The organism is Megalodesulfovibrio paquesii (genome assembly GCF_054653055.1).
In genome coordinates this window covers 132,989-149,588 of the sequence record NZ_BAAIGQ010000008.1, presented here as the reverse complement: position 1 = coordinate 149,588, position 16,600 = coordinate 132,989, and the positions used below count along the sequence as shown (strand labels likewise).

The window sequence follows — 16,600 nt, the reverse complement described above, 5'->3', positions numbered from 1 at the left end:
ATGGGTTTCGCTCTAGTTGCCGGTCGGGGATCGTGACCCGCCGGTTAGTTATTGGAGATGAACTGCGGTTCCCGCTTGGCCTTTTTGCGTTCTTCCTCGATGAGGGTCACGTCCAGGCCCAGGCTCATCAGTTCCTTCACCAACACGTTGAAGCTCTCGGGCAAGCCGGCTTCCAGGAAGTTCTCGCCCTTGACGATCTTCTCGTACATCTTCACGCGGCCGGCCACGTCGTCGGACTTGACGGTGAGGAACTCCTGCAGCAGGTGCGCCGCGCCGTAGGCTTCCAGGGCCCAGACTTCCATTTCCCCGAGCCGCTGGCCGCCGAACTGGGCCTTGCCGCCCAGGGGTTGCTGCGTCACCAGGGAGTACGGGCCAGTGGACCGGGCGTGAATCTTTTCATCCACCAGGTGGTGCAGCTTGAGCATGTACATGACACCCACGGTGACGCGGTTCATGAACTCGTCGCCGGTGCGGCCGTCGTAGAGCACGCTCTTGCCGTCGTCGGGCAGGCCGGCCAGGGAGAGCCACTGCCAGATTTCGTCTTCATGGGCGCCGTCGAAGACCGGGGTCTTGGTGACGATGCCGTTGCGCAGGTCCCTGGCCATGCCGAGGAGTTCCTCATCGCTGACTTCGCGAACCATGGCGTCGAGTTCCGCAGAGTTGAAGACCCGGGTGATCTCATTGCGCAGGGCCTGGGGGTCCAGTTCCTGCTGCGCCTTCTGGGCCATCTCGGCCAGCTGGGCGCCGAGCTCGCGCGCGGCCCAGCCCAGGTGGGTTTCCATGATCTGGCCGATGTTCATACGCGAAGGCACGCCCAGGGGGTTGAGCACGATGTCCACGGGGGTGCCGTCGGCAAAGAAGGGCATGTCCTGAATGGGCAGAATGCAGGACACAACGCCCTTGTTGCCGTGGCGGCCGGCCATCTTGTCGCCCACGGAGAGCTTGCGCTTCACGGCGATGTGGACCTTGACCATCTTGATGACGCCGGGGGGCAGGTCGTCCCCTTCGGTCACGCGGCCCTTCTTCACTTCGTAGAAGCGATTGATGAAGGCGAGCTGGTTGTCGTACTCATCCAGCATGGTCTGGATTTCGTCATTGGTTTCCTTGCTCTTGAAGAGCCCGGCCAGCTTCTTGACCGGGGCGTCGTCGAGCATTTCCCGGGCCAGGGTGTGGCCGGCCTCGGCGAGGATCTGGCCCTTTTTCTTGCCCAGGAGGTTGGTGACGATCTGCTTGCCCTGGATGATGGTCCAGATCTTGTCGCGCAGGCTGTTGGTCAGGGCGGTGATGTGCTGCCCTTCCATGCGTTCCAGGCGCGCCAGTTCCCAGTCCTCGATGTTCTTGGTGCGCTCGTCCTTCTCGCCGCTGCGACGGTTGAAGACCTTGACGTCGATGACCGTCCCTTCGATCCCCGGGGGCACCTTGAGGGAGGTGTTCTTCACGTCGCGGGCCTTGTCGCCGAAGATGGCGCGCAGGAGCTTTTCTTCCGGGGTCAGCTGGGTTTCGCCCTTGGGGGTGATCTTGCCGACCAGGATATCGTCCGGCTTGACGTTGGCGCCAATGCGGATGATGCCGCTTTCGTCCAGGTTGCGGAGCATGTCTTCGGAGACGTTGGGAATATCCCGCGTCACTTCCTCGGGTCCGAGCTTGGTATCCCGGGCCACGACCTCGAACTCCTCGATGTGCACCGAGGTGTAGACGTCTTCCTTGACCACGCGTTCGGAGATCAGGATGGAGTCTTCGAAGTTGTATCCGCACCAGGGCATGAAGGCCACGAGCAGGTTCTTGCCCAGGGCCAGTTCCCCGCGCTGGATGGAGGGGCCGTCGGCCAGCACGTCGCCGCGCTTGACCTTGGTGCCGGGGATGAGCAGGGGCCGCTGGCCGAAGCAGGAGTTCTGGTTGGACTTGTGATACTTCTGCAGTTCGTAGGCCTTGACGCCGCCGGTGCGCTTGTGCAGGTCGCCCTCATAGCTGACGATGACGCGCTGGGCATCGGCATGGCGGACCACGCCTTCCCCCTCGGCCAGCAGACAGGAGCCGGAGTCCTTGGCCACCACGCCTTCCATCCCGGTGCCCACCAGGGGCACTTCCGGACGCAGCAGGGGCACGGCCTGACGCTGCATGTTCGACCCCATGAGGGCGCGGTTGGCGTCGTCATGCTCCAGGAAGGGGATGAGCGCGGCGGAGATGGAGACCATCTGGCTGGGCGAGATGTCCATCAGGGTCACTTCCTCGCGCGGGCTCATGAGCACATCGCCCTTGACGCGGGTGGTCAGCACTTCGGATTCGAACTGTCCTTCGGCATTCAGGGTGGCGTTGGCCTGGGCGATGACCTCGTCGTACTCCCGGGAGGCGTCCAGGAAATGGATGTCGTTGGTCACCTGCCCTTCCTTGACCACGCGATACGGCGTCTCGATAAACCCGAAGTCGTTCACGCGGGCGTAGGTGGTCAAAGAGACGATCAGGCCGATGTTCGGACCTTCCGGCGTCTCAATGGGGCAGATACGGCCATAGTGGGAGACGTGCACGTCGCGCACTTCAAAGCCGGCGCGCTCACGGGTCAGACCGCCGGGGCCCAGGGCCGAAAGCCGACGCTTGTGCGTGACTTCGGAGAGCGGGTTGGTCTGGTCCATGAACTGGGAGAGCTGGGAGGTGCCGAAGAACTCCTTGAGCACTGCCGCCACGGGCTTGGGGTTGATCAGGTCGTGGGGCATGAGGGTGGCCACTTCCTGCAGGCTCATGCGCTCCTTGATGGCGCGCTCCATGCGCACCAGACCGATGCGGTACTGGTTTTCCACCAGTTCGCCCACGGGACGCACGCGACGGTTGCCCAGGTGGTCAATGTCGTCGGCCGGACCATGGGAATCCTTCAGGCGGCAGAGCAGACGGATGGCGGCCAGGATGTCCTCGTCGGAGAGGGTCCGCTCGTCGCGGGTCTGCGGGAAACCCAGGCGCTGGTTCAGCTTGTAGCGGCCCACGGGGGAGAGGTCGTAGTAGTCCGCATTGCGGAACAGATTCTCGAAAAAGGCCGAGGCGATTTCCGGCGTGGGCGGCGAGCTGGGGCGCAGGCGGCGGTAGATTTCCACCTGGGCCTGCTCCATGTCCTGGGTCTTGTCCAGCATCAGGGTATCGCGCATGGAGGGCGACACATCCGTGCCGCGGGTGTGCAGCGCGGGCAGCCGGTCAATGCCGGCAGCCTGCAGCTTGCCGACCAGATCCACGGTGATGTCATCGCCGGCTTCAGCCATGACCTCGCCCGTTTCGGGGTGAACCATGTCCTTGGCCAGGAAGAGGCCTTCCAGGGTTTCCCGGGCCAGGGGCACGGCCTCAACACCCTTTTCGCCAAAGATCCGCCAGTGGCGCTTGGTCAGGGGCTTGCCGGCTTCGACGATCACCTTGCCCTCGGCATCGGTGATGTCATTGACCGGCACTTCCTTGCGGTACATGTGCTTTTGCACTTCCCAGAGCACGCGCTCGGTATCCAGCCGGTACCACTCGGTTTCGTAGAAGTAGTCCAGGATCTGCGCCTTGGTCATGCCCATGGCCTTGAACAGGATGGTGGCGGGCATTTTGCGGCGGCGGTCGATGCGGACGTACAGGATATCCTTGTGGTCGAAGTCAAAGTCCAGCCAGCTGCCGCGCATGGGGATGATGCGGCAGGAATAGAGCACACGGCGGCTGGAGTGGGTCTTGCCGGAATCGTGCTCGAAGATGATGCCCGGGGAGCGCTGCAGCTGGTTGACGATGACGCGCTCGGTACCATTGATGATGAAGGTGCCCTTGTCCGTCATCAGGGGCAGCTTGCCGAAATAAATGGGCTGCTCCTTGATGTCGCGGATGGTGCGGTTGCCGGTCTCTTCGTCCACGTCGTAGACCACCAGCCGGACCATGATCTTGATGGGGGCCTCGAAGGTCAGGCCCTTGGAAATGCACTCATCCTCATCATACTCAGGGTCGTAAATTTCGTAGCCGACGTACTCCAGGCTGGCCGTCTTGTTGAAATCCTCAATGGGGAAGACGCTGCGGAACACGGCTTCCAGGCCCACGTCGGGCTTGCGGTCTTCCGGCGCCACGCCGATTTGGAGGAACTGCCTGTAGGACTCCACCTGCAGGTCCAAGAGGTGCGGGATGGGCAGGGAGTGGTGAATCTTGCCGAATTTCTTGACGAGCTGACCCATTGTCGATCCTTTGCGTGTGCTGACTGCGGTCTTCCTGGCCGGTCGCCGTGCATCTGTCTGTCTGCTCTGCCTGCAACCCCACCGGCGAGAGGGGCGCGCTGCGGGCGGCGCGAGGGGGAAGGCCGTGCCCGGTGGCGATAAGATGGACCGTTATCGGCGCATTTCCCAAAAATGCAAAAAAGCTGGGCAACGCAAAGCAACCCGTGCGCCTCGTACGGAGGGCTCCGGGTTGTTGACGTTCACGCCAGCAACAAATTTCTGGAATGAAAGCTCATTCGTATGGCACGTTGGCAATGGAGACGCCGTTATGGACGCCATCGCGGGCCGCCGTATCGGAGTCTCTTAGCCCGCGCTGCATGAAAAAGCAAGTCCTTGATGAAAAAAAGACCGGACGCCCTGCACAGGCAGGGCGTCCGGCTGCATGTGCGAGACAGAAGCTACTTGACTTCCACCGTGGCGCCGGCTTCTTCCAGCTGCTTCTTGGCGGCTTCGGCATCTTCCTTGGACACGGCTTCCTTGATGGGCTGGGGAGCAGCGTCCACCTTGTCCTTGGCTTCCTTCAGGCCCAGGCCGGTCAGGGCGCGCACAGCCTTGATGACGGCAATCTTGTTGCCGCCGGCGTCCTTCAGGATGACGTCGAATTCGGTCTTTTCTTCCACTTCTTCGGCAGGGGCGTCGCCGCCACCAGCCATCATGCCGGGCATCATCATCATGCCGCCCATGGGGGCAGCGGCGGACACGCCGAACTTTTCTTCGAGTTCCTTGATGAAATCAGCCAGTTCCAGCACGGTCATGTTGGAGATGAAATCAACAACTTGTTCTTTGGTCACGGACATGGGAATGCTCCTTGGAGGTGAAGAATGAGGCGCGAAGGGTTAGGCCGCAGCCTTTTCCTTCTCGTCTTTGATGGCGGTCAGCACGTTCAAGAACGACCGAGGCACATTGGCCAGCAGGCTCACGAAGTTCTGGGGCACGGCGCGCATGGTCCCCAGAGCCTGAGCCAGGAGCTCGGGCCGGCTCGGCAGCTTGGAAAGGTCTTTCAACCCTTCTTCGCTGATCTGCTTGCCCTGCAGGTTGGCGTAGCGGATGGTGAACTTCTTGTTGGATTTGGCGTAGTCCGTGATGACCTTGGCGGCCAGCACGGGGTCGTCATATCCAATGACCACAGCGCAGTTCTCCTTGAGCACATCGCCCAAGGGTTTGAATGCGCTTTCGGTAAAGGCGATCCGCGCCAGGGTGTTCTTGACGACTTGCAGCTCGATCTGTTGCGCTCTGAGCTTCACCCTGAGGTCGGTCATTTCCTCCACCTTGAGGCCCTTGAAGTCCGTGACCACCATGATCTGCGCCTTGCCTGCCTTGACGCGCAAGGCGTCGATGATGGCAGCTTTTGCGTTTTTATCCATGGTCACTGCTCCTTGTTCCCGGAACGCCCGGGAATTCAGTCCTCAGGCACAGAAAATGAGCCAAAGTCTCGGCAGGACATTTCAGGACCTCGCGGCCCGCCTGCTGTCTTCGACTCGTCCCCGTGTCTGCATTTCGACAGGAAGCCAGCACTGCGCCGGCATCCTTGTCTTTTCACAGTCCTGTTGCCGCGCGCCGGCAACATTGTGCGAAATATGAACAACGCCGGGAGGAGAAGTCTTCGTTTCCGAAGCCCTCCCCTCCCGGCATGATAGCGGTCGTCTTAGTTGGCGCCTTCCAGCATCTTGCGAACGCTCATGGCATCCACTTTCACGCCGGGGCCCATGGTGGTGGCCAGGGCAACCTTCTGCAGGTACGTGCCCTTGGCCGCGGAGGGCTTGAGGCGAACCACCTGATCCACCAGGGCCTTCAGGTTGTCCAGCAGCTTCTCAGCGCCAAAGGACACCTTGCCCAGGGGAGCGTGCAGCACGCCGGCTTTGTCCACCTTGAATTCCACGCGGCCGGCCTTCATTTCCTTGACCGCGGTGGACACGTCAAAGGTCACCGTGCCGGTCTTGGCGTTGGGCATCAGGCCGCGGGGGCCGAGGATACGGCCGATCTGGCCCACCTTGGCCATCATGTCCGGGGTGGCCACGGCCTTGTCGAAATCAAGGAAGCCTTCCTTGACCCTATCGACCAGGTCGTCACCGCCGACCACATCGGCGCCGGCGTCGCGGGCTTCAGCCACCTTGTCGCCCTTGCAGAAGACAGCCACGCGGACAGTCTTGCCAAGGCCATGGGGCATGGTCACAGCGCCGCGAACCATCTGGTCGGAATACTTCGGATCCACGCCCAGGTTCATGGCCACGTCCACGGTTTCGTCGAACTTGGCCACGCGGCTCGCCACGGCGAGCTTCATGCCTTCTTCAACGTCGTAGAGCTTCAGGGGATCAATGGCTTCCGCAGCCTTGCGATAATTCTTGCCGTGTTTGGGCATGACGGGTCTCCTGTGAAACTAGCCTTGGATATCAATGCCCATGCTGCGGGCGGTGCCCATGATGGTCTTCATGGCGGCGGGAAGGTCCGCAGCGGTCATGTCCACTATCTTGAGCTTGGCGATCTCTTCCACCTGCGCCATGGTGAGCGTGCCGATCTTGTTGCGGTTGGGCTCGCCGGATCCCTTGTCCTTCTTGGCAGCCTTCATGAGCAGCACCGAGGCCGGAGGCGTCTTGGTGATGAAGGTGAAGCTGCGGTCGGCATAGATGGTGATTTCCACCGGAATGATCGTGCCGACCTGGTCCTGGGTCTTGGCGTTGAAGGCCTTGCAGAACTCCATGATGTTCACACCATGCTGACCCAGCGCGGGACCAACTGGCGGAGAAGGATTGGCCTTGCCGGCCTGGAGCTGCAACTTGACCTTGCCCGTAATTTTCTTGGCCATGACTTTCTGCCTCGCTTGAACCGTCTCGAAACGAAACCGGCGCCCGGGCCTTAGCCCTTGGTCACCTGGACGAAGTCCAGCTCCACCGGTGTCTGGCGACCGAAGATGGACACTTCCACCCGCAGCTTGCCCTTGTCGTAATTGACATCGTCCACCACACCGTTGAAGCCGTTGAAGGGCCCGTCGATAACGCGCACTTCATCCCCGCGTTCGAAGTGAAACTTCGGCCGGGGCTGCTCCTGCCGGCTGACCATCATATCCAAGATGCGCTGCGCCTCATGATCGTGCATGGGGCTGGGCTTGTTCTTGCCGCCCAGGAACGCCGAGACCTTGGGGATGTTGAGCACCATGTAGGCGGACTCGTCGTTCATCACCATCTTGACCATCACATAGCCAGGATAGAACTTGCGGGTGGAGGTGCGCTTGGAGCCTTGCACCAGTTCCACCACGCGCTCGGTAGGCACCACCACTTCTTTGAGGTAGCCTTTGTCCTGGCCGGTGCGCATCATCTCCAGCAGCGTCTTTTCCACGCGCTGTTCGTATCCGGAAAACGTATGCAGGATGTACCAGCGTGCCTTGGGCCCGGTGGACTCCAGCAGCTCAGGCACGGATGCCACGGCCGGTTCTTCCGACGGGGCCTGCAGCTCCGGGCTGGCCTGGGGGTTGCTCTCGATATCCGTCATGGCGCCCCCTAGGAAAGAATTAGCTCCACAATTTTGGACAGGGTCATGTCCGTCAGCCCAAGGAACACGGCCATCACCGCAGTTAGAATCAACACGGCGATGCTGGTGGCCTGGGCTTCCTTGCGAGAGGGCCAGGTGACCTTCTTGAGCTCCACCTTGGCTTCTTCAAAGAAGTCCTTGAGCTCCTCCACCTTCTGTCCCAGGCCGCCGCTGGACTCAACATCCTTCCTGGCGGCGTCACGACGAGAAGCCTTGCTGGCAGACTGCGCCGCGCGGGCGCTCTTCTCACGAGACTGAGCGCCTTGGGTCCCCTGGGAGCCGGTGGTCTTCTTGCTATCCGTGTCGCTCACATTGGCCATGGTACACAACCTTCACAGCAGTTCAGCTGCCAGCGCGAGTATGCCGGCCGCTGGTTGTCCGCCAACTCCACTCTTGCTGGCTGGCCCCGCAGCACATGGCTGCCCGGGCACCCGACCCGCTCACTTGGAGCGTTGTCAAAAAATATGGCAGGGCAGGAGGGACTCGAACCCCCAACATCCGGTTTTGGAGACCGGCGCTCTACCATTAGAGCTACTGCCCTGCGCTTTCACGCGCCGCGAAACTATGAACTACTTGGTTTCGCGATGCACCGTGTGCTTTTTGTCCCACGGGCAATACTTCTTGACTTCAAGACGGCCCGTGGTGTTCTTCTTGTTCTTTTCCGTCGCGTAGTTGCGGCGTTTGCATTCCGTGCAGGCAAGCTGGATATTAATGCGCATCAGATTACTCCATGATCTCGGACACCACGCCGGCGCCCACGGTGCGGCCGCCTTCGCGGATGGCGAAGCGCATGCCTTTTTCCATGGCGATGGGGTGGATGAGCTCGACCTCGAAGGTCGCGTTGTCGCCGGGCATGACCATTTCCACGCCCTCAGCCAGCTTGATCACGCCGGTCACGTCCGTGGTGCGGATGTAGAACTGCGGACGGTAGCCGGTGAAGAAGGGCGTATGCCGGCCGCCTTCTTCCTTGGAGAGCACGTACACTTCGGCCTTGAACTTCTTGTGCGGGGTGATGGAGCCCGGCTTGGCGAGCACCTGACCGCGTTCCACGTCTTCACGCTTGATGCCGCGGAGCAGCGCGCCGATGTTGTCGCCGGCCTGGCCCTGATCCAGCAGCTTGCGGAACATTTCCACGCCCGTGCAGGTGGTCTTCACCGTGTTCTTGATGCCGATGATTTCCACTTCTTCCCCAACCTTCACCACGCCGCGTTCCACACGACCAGTCACCACGGTACCGCGGCCGGAGATGGAGAACACGTCTTCGATGGGCATCAGGAAGGGCTTGTCCACGTCGCGCACAGGCTCGGGGATGAAGCTGTCGCAGGCGTCCATCAGTTCGTAGATGCAGTTGTTGGCCGCGTCGTCGGCGGTGTCGGACTGCAGCGCGCCCAGGGCGGAACCGCGGATGACCGGGATGTCGTCGCCGGGGAAGCCGTACTTGGAGAGCAGCTCGCGCACTTCCAGTTCGACCAGTTCCAGCAGTTCGGCGTCGTCAACCAGGTCCACCTTGTTCATGAACACCACCAGCGTGGGCACGCCGACCTGACGGGCGAGCAGGATGTGCTCACGGGTCTGGGGCATGGGGCCGTCCGTGGCGGCCACCACGAGGATGGCGCCGTCCATCTGGGCTGCGCCGGTGATCATGTTCTTGATGTAGTCGGCGTGGCCGGGGCAGTCCACGTGCGCGTAGTGGCGCTTGGCGGTCTCGTACTCCACGTGGGCCGTGGCGATGGTGATGCCGCGTTCCTTTTCCTCAGGCGCCTTGTCGATCTGGTCGAAGGCCACGAACTGGGACTGGCCCTTCATGGACAGCACCTTGGTGATGGCGGCCGTCAGCGTGGTCTTGCCGTGGTCGATGTGGCCAATGGTGCCGATGTTGACGTGCGGCTTGGACCGTTCGAATTTTGCCTTGCCCATGCTATAACCCCTTGCAGCGTTTGCGTTCAATTCGTTGGCACGCGTTGCCCGGCGTTTCTCCCGGCTAGGCGGTCTATCCTGGCGGCCAACAGCCGGAGACTTCGCCACATGGGCCGGGCTTGCCCAAAAAAACATCTATGGAGCCCATGACCGGATTTGAACCGGTGACCTCTTCCTTACCAAGGAAGTGCTCTGCCGACTGAGCTACATGGGCCCGTGTACCTGGAACTGAAGGATCGGTGCGAGATGCACGACAGCGGGACGGTAAAGGCGGGCGTGGTGGAGCGGGAAACGGGACTCGAACCCGCAACCCTCAGCTTGGAAGGCTGATGCTCTAGCCATTGAGCTATTCCCGCGTCCTGCTACCCTGCTCCGTAGTTCCGCAACGGTTCTCGCGTTGACGTTTTCACGCCAAGCCCCGTCTCCTACAGCGTTCAGGCTTGCAATGCAATATGGTGGTGGGGGGTGGATTTGAACCACCGAAGGCGTGCGCCGACAGATTTACAGTCTGTTCCCTTTGGCCACTCGGGAACCCCACCACGTGGAGCTGGCGATGGGACTTGAACCCGCAACCTGCTGATTACAAGTCAGCTGCTCTACCATTGAGCTACGCCAGCACATCTTTCAAAGAACGCAGCGCGTTGGTTGCGCGCTGCAGAAGAGGTCTAATACGTGTGTGACCTGCGATCGTCAAGCAAAAATCTTCCGCAGCCGCAAAAAAGTTTACCGCGCCTTTTTCCGGGCCCGGAGCATGCGGTCCAAGCCTGCCAGATCCGGCACGACCTCCAGTGCTTCGAACCATCCCGCCTGCTCCAGCATTCCCCGGCCCTGACGCCCCTGCAGCCAGCCGATTTCACAAACAAAAAGCCCACCCGGCCGGAGCGCCCGGCCGGCCTCCGTCGCCAGCCCGGCCAGGGCTGCGAGGCCGTCGTCCATTGGCGGGGCGTCGCGCGGGACCAGAGCCGCCAGGGGCTCAAACTCCCGCACTTCATGCCCTAACGCGGCATACTCCGCAGGCGAGACGTAGGGCGGATTGGCCACTACGACATCGGCCCAGGCGTCCGGCACAGGAAGGCACGCGAAGTCCGCCTCCACCAGCGCCACGCGGCGCGTGAGGCCGTGGCAGGCCAGATTCCGGCCGGCCCAGGCCAGGGCCTCCCGGGAACGATCCACGGCCACGCCCCGCGCCTGGGGGAACTGCAGGGCCAGGGTCGCAGCCAGGCAGCCGCTGCCGGTGCCGCAATCCACAAAGTGGAGTGCGCTCTCCGGCGAAAACGCCGCCAGGGCCGCCTCGATGAGCAGCTCCGTTTCGGGCCTGGGCACGAGGCACCCGGGACCAACCTGAAATTCGATGCCAAAGAACTCTTTCCTGCCGGTGAGATACGCCACCGGCTCCCCTGCGCTGCGACGCAAAGCCAACGCCAGGAGCCGGGCCAGCGCTTCTGCCGGCACGAGTCTGTCCGGCGTCATGTAATGGATGCTTTCATCCGCGCCAAGGGCATGGGCCACGAGGATCCGCGCGCTCAGGCCCGGCGAATCCACGCCGGCGCGCTCAAATTCGGCAGCCAGGGCCAGCCGGGCCTGGCGCACGGTGCAGCCAGGCGGCAGGACCATCGCTAGGCCGCGTCGGCCTGGGATTTGAGGGCCTCGGCCTGATAGTGGGTGACCAGCGCTTCAAGCATCTCGTCCAGATCGCCATCCAGGAAGTTCGGCAGCTGATAGATGGTGACGTTGATGCGGTGGTCGGTCACGCGGCCCTGGGGAAAATTGTAGGTCCGGATGCGTTCGGAGCGGTCCCCGCTGCCCACCAGGGCCCGGCGGCTTTCCGCTTCCGCGGCGTGCTGCTTTTCCTGCTCGGCCTGCAGAATGCGCGAGCGCAGGACTTTCATGGCCTTGATTTTGTTCTTGGTCTGGGATTTTTCGTCCTGACAGCTGACCACCACACCCGTGGGGATGTGGGTGATGCGCACGGCGGAGTCCGTGGTATTCACGCTCTGGCCACCGGGTCCACCGGCGCGGAAGACTTCCACGCGCAGATCTTCCTGGCGGATTTCCACGTCCACTTCCTCGGCCTCGGGCATGATGGCCACGGTGCAGGCAGAGGTATGGATGCGGCCCTGGCTTTCCGTAGCCGGGACGCGCTGGACGCGGTGCGCACCAGACTCGAACTTGAGCCGGCTGTACACCCGTTCGCCGCTGATGGTGGCGATGACTTCCTTGTAGCCGCCCGTGGCCGATTCGCTGGCCGAAAGGATCTCGTACTTCCAGCCTTTGCGTTCGGCGAAGCGACAGTACATGCGGAAGAGATCCGCGGCAAAGAGCGCGGCTTCCTCGCCACCGGTGCCGGCGCGGACTTCGAGGATGATGTTCTTTTCGTCCAGGGGGTCCTTGGGCAGGAGCAGGATTTTCAGTTTCTGCTCCAGCTCTGGCAGAAGCTCCTTGAGGCGGTCCACTTCCTCTTCGGCCATGGCCCGCAGTTCAGGGTCGCTCTCCTTGAGCATTTCCTTGTTTTCGTCCAGCTCCTGGGAGGCCTTGCGATGCTGGCGATAGGTCTCGACGATTTCCTTGAGGTCGGAATGCGCCTTGGTCAGGGAACGATACCGCGCCTGATCGTTGTAGATCTCGCTATCCGAGAGCTGTTGTTCCAGCGTTTCGAACTTCTGCTCGATGGATTCGAGTTTGGCGAACATGACAAAATACCGTCCCTGGTGGGCTGGCGCACGCAGGCGCTAGGAGGCGGAAGGAATGACGGACGCCTTGTGGGGCGTGTCGATGAAGTAGCCGTCGCCGTCTTCAAGGCCTGCCGCACCGGCATCCGGTGTGGCGGCCAGCGCTGCCGTCAGGGCGGCGGCGGCCACTTCGAGCTGGCTGTCGTCCGGCTCAAAGGTGGTCAGGCGCTGCAGACACATGCCCGGGCCGGACAGGAAGCGGCAGAAGGCGCTGCCGTCGTACCGGCTGGCCAGACGGATGGCCTCATAAGCCAGGGCGCTGATGGGCGCGAGCATCAGAAACTTGCCGGCCACCACATACAGATGCTTGAGCACGCTGTTGTCCGGCGTGTAGATGGCCAGCAACTGCGGCACCAGAATGGTGTGCATGCAGATGGACAAACTGAGCACCAGCAGCAGGAAGGTCGTTCCGCAGCGGGGGTGCAGCCGGCTGTAGGCCCTGGCGTAGGCCGGCTCCAGGGGCTGGCCCTTCTCGTGCGCCCAGATCATCTTGTGTTCCGCGCCATGGTACTGGAAGACGCGGCGGATGTCCGGCACAAAGGAGATGGCGACAATATACCCCAGGAAGATGCCCAGCTTGAAGATGCCGTCCCAGACATGGAAGAGAATCCCGTCCATGTCGCTGCCCAGGCCCAGGGCCTGCATGCCCAGGGAGAACAGGTGCGGCACCACCACAAACAGGCCCAGCGCCAGCCCGATGGACACGGCCAGGGTCAGCGCCAGATGCCAGGGCTTCAGGCCGCCTTCGACAGGCTTTTCGCCAGTGGCGCCATCCGCCGCAGCCGGCCCGTCCAGATCCTCGGCCGCCAGGGAGGCGGAGTGATTGAGGGCTTTGACGCCATTCACCAGCGTCTCCAGCAGCACAGGAAAACCGCGGATCATGGGTTTGCGCAGCCAGGCGGCCTTGGTCAGGCTGAACCAGGGCCAGGTTTCCACCTGGATGGTCCCGTCGGCCCGACGCACGGCCAGCGCCAGCTTGTCCGCATGGCGCATCATCACCCCCTCCATGACCGCCTGCCCGCCAACCATGGGCACCTTTGGGGCACCCAGGGGACGCGAAGCGTTCAGAAGGAGCGAAAGAAGCTTGCGCGGACCAGGACCTGTGAGCATGAGCGACCCTCTCCCGGACTAGCGCTTGCCCTGCTTGGGAGCCTTGGCGGCCTTGGCGGCGTCCAGATTGGCGTACTTCTTGCGGAAGCGGTCGATGCGGCCGGCGGTATCCACAAAGCGCTGCTTGCCGGTGTAGAAAGGATGGCAGGCAGAGCAGATTTCCACAGTCACTTCGGTGCCCTTGGTGGAAATGGCCTTGATTTCGTACCCGCAGGCGCAACGGATGGTGGCCTCAAAGGTCTTGGGATGGCCTTCTTTTTTCATGACACGTCTCCTGACGAAACTTGGCGGAAGGATGGAAAAGAGGACTTCGATACTCGATGCCCGCGCCGTTGGCAAGTGGAATCTTCATCCCCTGCGACAGATCGGCGCATCCTTCGTCTTGCAACCATAGATCTCCTTTTCCTCCCTGGCAAGCCGTGAAATATGGAACAATCGTTTCGGGACTGGCATTTTCACCGCGCCTGGGTTAGGTTGATTGCTCGTACAACACCGTTCCGCCGGCCGGACCGTTTCATCACCCTCATGCTGCGCATCTGCCCGTGCTCTTGGAGAACTTAATCATGTCCGCCTTCACGCCGAATCCTGCCTTGCAGAAAATGCTCGATGCCCACCTCCCCCAGTTGGCCGCTGCCGAAGGCCTGCCGCTGGATCTCGTCTCCCAGGCCATTGCCGAGGGGACCATGGTCCTGCTCGGCAACCCCAGCCATCCCGGCATCAAGCCCATCCTCGTGGGCCAACCGGCCACGGTCAAGGTCAATGCCAATCTGGGCGCCTCGCCCCTGGCCTTTTCCCAAAACTCTGAAATGACCAAGCTCGACGTAGCCCTGCAGGCCGGTGCGGACACGGTCATGGACCTCTCCACTGGTGGCGAGCTGACTCCCATCCGCGTGGAAATGCTGGCCCGCTGCCCTGTGCCCCTGGGCACCGTGCCCCTGTACGGCGTGGTGCAGCGCCGCCTGGACGCCAAGGCCGACATGCATTCCTGGACTGCTGACGATCTGGTGGAGGAAATCCGCCAGCAGGCCGAGCAGGGCGTGGACTTCATGACCCTGCACATGGGCGTGACCCGCCGCGGCGCGGATCTGGCCCAGGACGAAGGAAACCGCGTGCTGGGCATCGTCTCCCGCGGGGGCTCCATCACCGCGGCCTGGATGCGCAAGCACCAAGTGGACAATCCCCTCCTCGACCGCATGGATGAGGTCATGGACATCTGTGCCAGACACAATGTGGTCATCAGCCTGGGCGACGGCCTCCGGCCCGGCGCAGGCGTGGACGCCGGCGACGCCGCCCAGTGGGAAGAGGTGATCGTCCTTGGCGAGGTGGCCAAGATCGCCCGCTCCCGCGGCGTGCAGGTGATGATCGAAGGCCCCGGCCACGTGCCGCTCCATCAGGTGGGCGCGCAGATCCAGGGCATCAAGCGCCTGTGCCACGGTGCGCCGCTGTACGTCCTCGGACCGTTGGTGGTGGACTGTTCCCCCGGCTACGACCACATCGCCGCGGCCATCGGCGGCGCCCTGGCCGTGCAGCACGGGGCCGACTACCTCTGCTACGTCACCCCGGCCGAACACCTGACCCTGCCCGAAGCTGACGACGTCCGCCAGGGCGTCATGGCCTCGCGCATTGCCGCCCAGGCTGGCGAAGTGGCCCTGGGCCGGCCCCACGCCCTGGCCCGCAACCTGGAAATCTCCAAGGCCCGCGGCCGGCTGGACTGGCAGGGCATGGCCCAGAGCGCCCTGGACCCGGCCATGGTCTGCCGCCGCGGCCCCAGCGATACCAAAAAAGCCTGCGCCATGTGCGGCGATTTTTGCGCCGTGCGGCTGAACGAGCAACTCTTCAAATAATCCGCGCACTCACAATCCGCAGGAGTTCTCGCATGTTCACCCTCGTCCTTGTGCGTCACGGCGAAAGCGTCTGGAATCTCGAAAACCGCTTCACCGGCTGGACCGATGTCGGCCTGACTGACAAGGGCCGCCAGGAGGCCATGGACGCCGCCCGGCTGCTCAAGGACGGGGGCTACACCTTTGACGTCTGCTACACCTCCTACCTGCGCCGGGCCATCGAGACCCTGCACCTCATCCAGGGCGAGATGGACAATCTCTGGCTGCCGGTGCGCAAATCCTGGCGGCTCAATGAACGCCATTACGGCGCGCTGCAGGGGCTGAACAAGAGCGAGATGGCCGCCAAATTTGGCGAGGAGCAGGTCTTCATCTGGCGGCGCAGCTACGACACCCCGCCCCCGGCCCTGACGCCCGACGATCCCCGCCACCCCGGCAAGGATCCCCGCTACGCTGCCCTGACCGCCGACGAACTGCCGCTCACAGAAAGCCTCAAACTCACCGTGGCCCGCGTGTTGCCATACTGGGAAAGTGAGCTTGCCCCGGCCATCCGCAGCGGCCAGCGGCTCCTCGTCGCGGCGCATGGCAACTCCATCCGCGCCATGGTCAAGCATCTGGATCAGATGTCCGACGAGGCCATCGCCTCCCTGAACATCCCCACCGGCGTGCCCCTGGTCTACGAACTCGACGACACCCTGGCCCCCCTCCGCCATTTCTACCTGGGCGACCCCGAGGCCGTGGCCGCCAAGCAGGCCGCCGTGGCTGCGCAGGGGAAAAAGGGATAGGAAAACAACGCACCGGGGGGCGCCATTATTTCAGAAACAGCGCCCCCCCTTCCAAATAACCAAGTCCGGAATCTATTCCCGCCAGCATTTGATCAGCTTGCCGTTCCAGTCACCGCGCCAGTTCTGGTCCGAGGTATAGTTCCATTTGCCCGTAAACCCACGCTCATGGAAGCGGAACAGGAAGGACCCACCGCCGTCGGACTGGGCCCACTGGCCTTTGCCCTGATCAGTACCAAAAAGCACCCCGGCCACGCGGCCGTTCTTGTGTGGGTAATTGCCGGTGAAGGTGTCGTTGTCATAATTGAATTGCAGCGTCAGCACGCCCCATTCGGTGGTGTACTGACAGGTCTCTGCCCAGGCGGGCCGGCCCGGCAAGGCGGCCAGGAGTAGCGCCGCCATCATCGCCAAGACGGCCAGTGCCCGCAATGCCCCGCCTGCAGTCCTGCCCACTCTTGTTTCCAGTGTGTTCCTTGGCGCCATGG

At 62.6% G+C, this 16,600-nt stretch carries 16 protein-coding genes and 5 tRNA genes; 2 read left to right on the top strand and 19 right to left on the bottom strand.

Annotated features, from left to right (window positions below; genetic code table 11):
- Positions 1-44: 44 nt before the first annotated feature.
- The 18 genes from rpoB to rpmE all read right to left on the bottom strand — a co-directional run bounded on the left by rpoB (position 45) and on the right by rpmE (position 13,759).
- Complete coding sequence (rpoB, locus tag ACYQ00_RS18965; RefSeq protein ID WP_460033630.1) at positions 45-4,175, bottom strand: DNA-directed RNA polymerase subunit beta; 4,131 nt, start codon at positions 4,173-4,175, stop codon at positions 45-47.
- Between the two features lie 437 nt (positions 4,176-4,612).
- Positions 4,613-5,011 carry a 50S ribosomal protein L7/L12 gene (gene rplL, locus ACYQ00_RS18960; RefSeq protein ID WP_460033629.1) on the bottom strand — a complete coding sequence of 133 codons (399 nt, stop codon included), beginning with the start codon at positions 5,009-5,011 and terminating at the stop codon, positions 4,613-4,615.
- A 39-nt stretch (positions 5,012-5,050) separates the two neighbouring features.
- Positions 5,051-5,578 carry a 50S ribosomal protein L10 gene (rplJ, locus tag ACYQ00_RS18955; protein ID WP_460033628.1) on the bottom strand — a complete coding sequence of 176 codons (528 nt, stop codon included), beginning with the start codon at positions 5,576-5,578 and terminating at the stop codon, positions 5,051-5,053.
- Between the two features lie 281 nt (positions 5,579-5,859).
- Positions 5,860-6,573 (bottom strand): 50S ribosomal protein L1, encoded by a 714-nt coding sequence (rplA, locus tag ACYQ00_RS18950; RefSeq protein WP_460033627.1) that lies wholly within the window; start codon positions 6,571-6,573, stop codon positions 5,860-5,862.
- Positions 6,574-6,591: 18 nt separating this feature from the next.
- Positions 6,592-7,017 (bottom strand): 50S ribosomal protein L11, encoded by a 426-nt coding sequence (rplK, locus tag ACYQ00_RS18945; protein WP_460033626.1) that lies wholly within the window; start codon positions 7,015-7,017, stop codon positions 6,592-6,594.
- Between the two features lie 50 nt (positions 7,018-7,067).
- Positions 7,068-7,616 (bottom strand): transcription termination/antitermination protein NusG, encoded by a 549-nt coding sequence (gene nusG, locus ACYQ00_RS18940; protein ID WP_460033907.1) that lies wholly within the window; start codon positions 7,614-7,616, stop codon positions 7,068-7,070.
- Positions 7,617-7,708: 92 nt separating this feature from the next.
- The gene (gene secE / locus ACYQ00_RS18935) at positions 7,709-8,059 is read right to left on the bottom strand and encodes a preprotein translocase subunit SecE (protein WP_460033625.1); all 351 of its coding nucleotides are present in this window, start codon (positions 8,057-8,059) and stop codon (positions 7,709-7,711) included.
- 145 nt (positions 8,060-8,204) lie between these two features.
- Positions 8,205-8,280 (bottom strand) — tRNA-Trp (locus ACYQ00_RS18930).
- Between the two features lie 28 nt (positions 8,281-8,308).
- A complete protein-coding gene (gene rpmG / locus ACYQ00_RS18925) occupies positions 8,309-8,458 on the bottom strand; it encodes a 50S ribosomal protein L33 (RefSeq protein ID WP_021760442.1) in 150 nt (49 codons plus the stop codon).
- A gap of 4 nt (positions 8,459-8,462) precedes the next feature.
- Positions 8,463-9,656, bottom strand: a complete 1,194-nt coding sequence (gene tuf / locus ACYQ00_RS18920) for an elongation factor Tu (protein ID WP_460031785.1) — start codon at positions 9,654-9,656, stop codon at positions 8,463-8,465.
- Between the two features lie 138 nt (positions 9,657-9,794).
- Positions 9,795-9,870: transfer RNA gene (locus ACYQ00_RS18915), tRNA-Thr, on the bottom strand.
- Positions 9,871-9,936: 66 nt separating this feature from the next.
- Positions 9,937-10,012, bottom strand: a tRNA-Gly gene (locus tag ACYQ00_RS18910).
- 97 nt (positions 10,013-10,109) lie between these two features.
- Positions 10,110-10,195: transfer RNA gene (locus tag ACYQ00_RS18905), tRNA-Tyr, on the bottom strand.
- 3 nt (positions 10,196-10,198) lie between these two features.
- Positions 10,199-10,273: transfer RNA gene (locus ACYQ00_RS18900), tRNA-Thr, on the bottom strand.
- A 106-nt stretch (positions 10,274-10,379) separates the two neighbouring features.
- Entirely contained in the window at positions 10,380-11,270 is an 891-nt protein-coding gene (gene prmC / locus ACYQ00_RS18895; RefSeq protein ID WP_460033624.1) for a peptide chain release factor N(5)-glutamine methyltransferase, read from the bottom strand.
- 2 nt (positions 11,271-11,272) lie between these two features.
- Entirely contained in the window at positions 11,273-12,346 is a 1,074-nt protein-coding gene (gene prfA, locus ACYQ00_RS18890) for a peptide chain release factor 1 (RefSeq protein WP_460033623.1), read from the bottom strand.
- 39 nt (positions 12,347-12,385) lie between these two features.
- Entirely contained in the window at positions 12,386-13,414 is a 1,029-nt protein-coding gene (locus tag ACYQ00_RS18885; protein ID WP_460033622.1) for a DUF1385 domain-containing protein, read from the bottom strand.
- Positions 13,415-13,513: 99 nt separating this feature from the next.
- Positions 13,514-13,759, bottom strand: coding sequence for a 50S ribosomal protein L31 (gene rpmE, locus ACYQ00_RS18880; RefSeq protein ID WP_460033621.1), 246 nt, complete (start codon positions 13,757-13,759; stop codon positions 13,514-13,516).
- A 299-nt stretch (positions 13,760-14,058) separates the two neighbouring features.
- Between rpmE and thiC the strand changes: the two genes are divergently transcribed.
- Both thiC and gpmA read left to right on the top strand, forming a co-directional pair.
- A complete protein-coding gene (gene thiC / locus ACYQ00_RS18875; protein WP_460033620.1) occupies positions 14,059-15,339 on the top strand; it encodes a phosphomethylpyrimidine synthase ThiC in 1,281 nt (426 codons plus the stop codon).
- A 32-nt stretch (positions 15,340-15,371) separates the two neighbouring features.
- Positions 15,372-16,118, top strand: coding sequence for a 2,3-diphosphoglycerate-dependent phosphoglycerate mutase (gene gpmA / locus ACYQ00_RS18870; RefSeq protein WP_460033619.1), 747 nt, complete (start codon positions 15,372-15,374; stop codon positions 16,116-16,118).
- A 72-nt stretch (positions 16,119-16,190) separates the two neighbouring features.
- On the opposite strand, the gene ACYQ00_RS18865 is transcribed toward gpmA, so the two are convergent.
- Positions 16,191-16,598 carry a hypothetical protein gene (locus ACYQ00_RS18865; RefSeq protein ID WP_460033618.1) on the bottom strand — a complete coding sequence of 136 codons (408 nt, stop codon included), beginning with the start codon at positions 16,596-16,598 and terminating at the stop codon, positions 16,191-16,193.
- Positions 16,599-16,600: the final 2 nt, after the last annotated feature.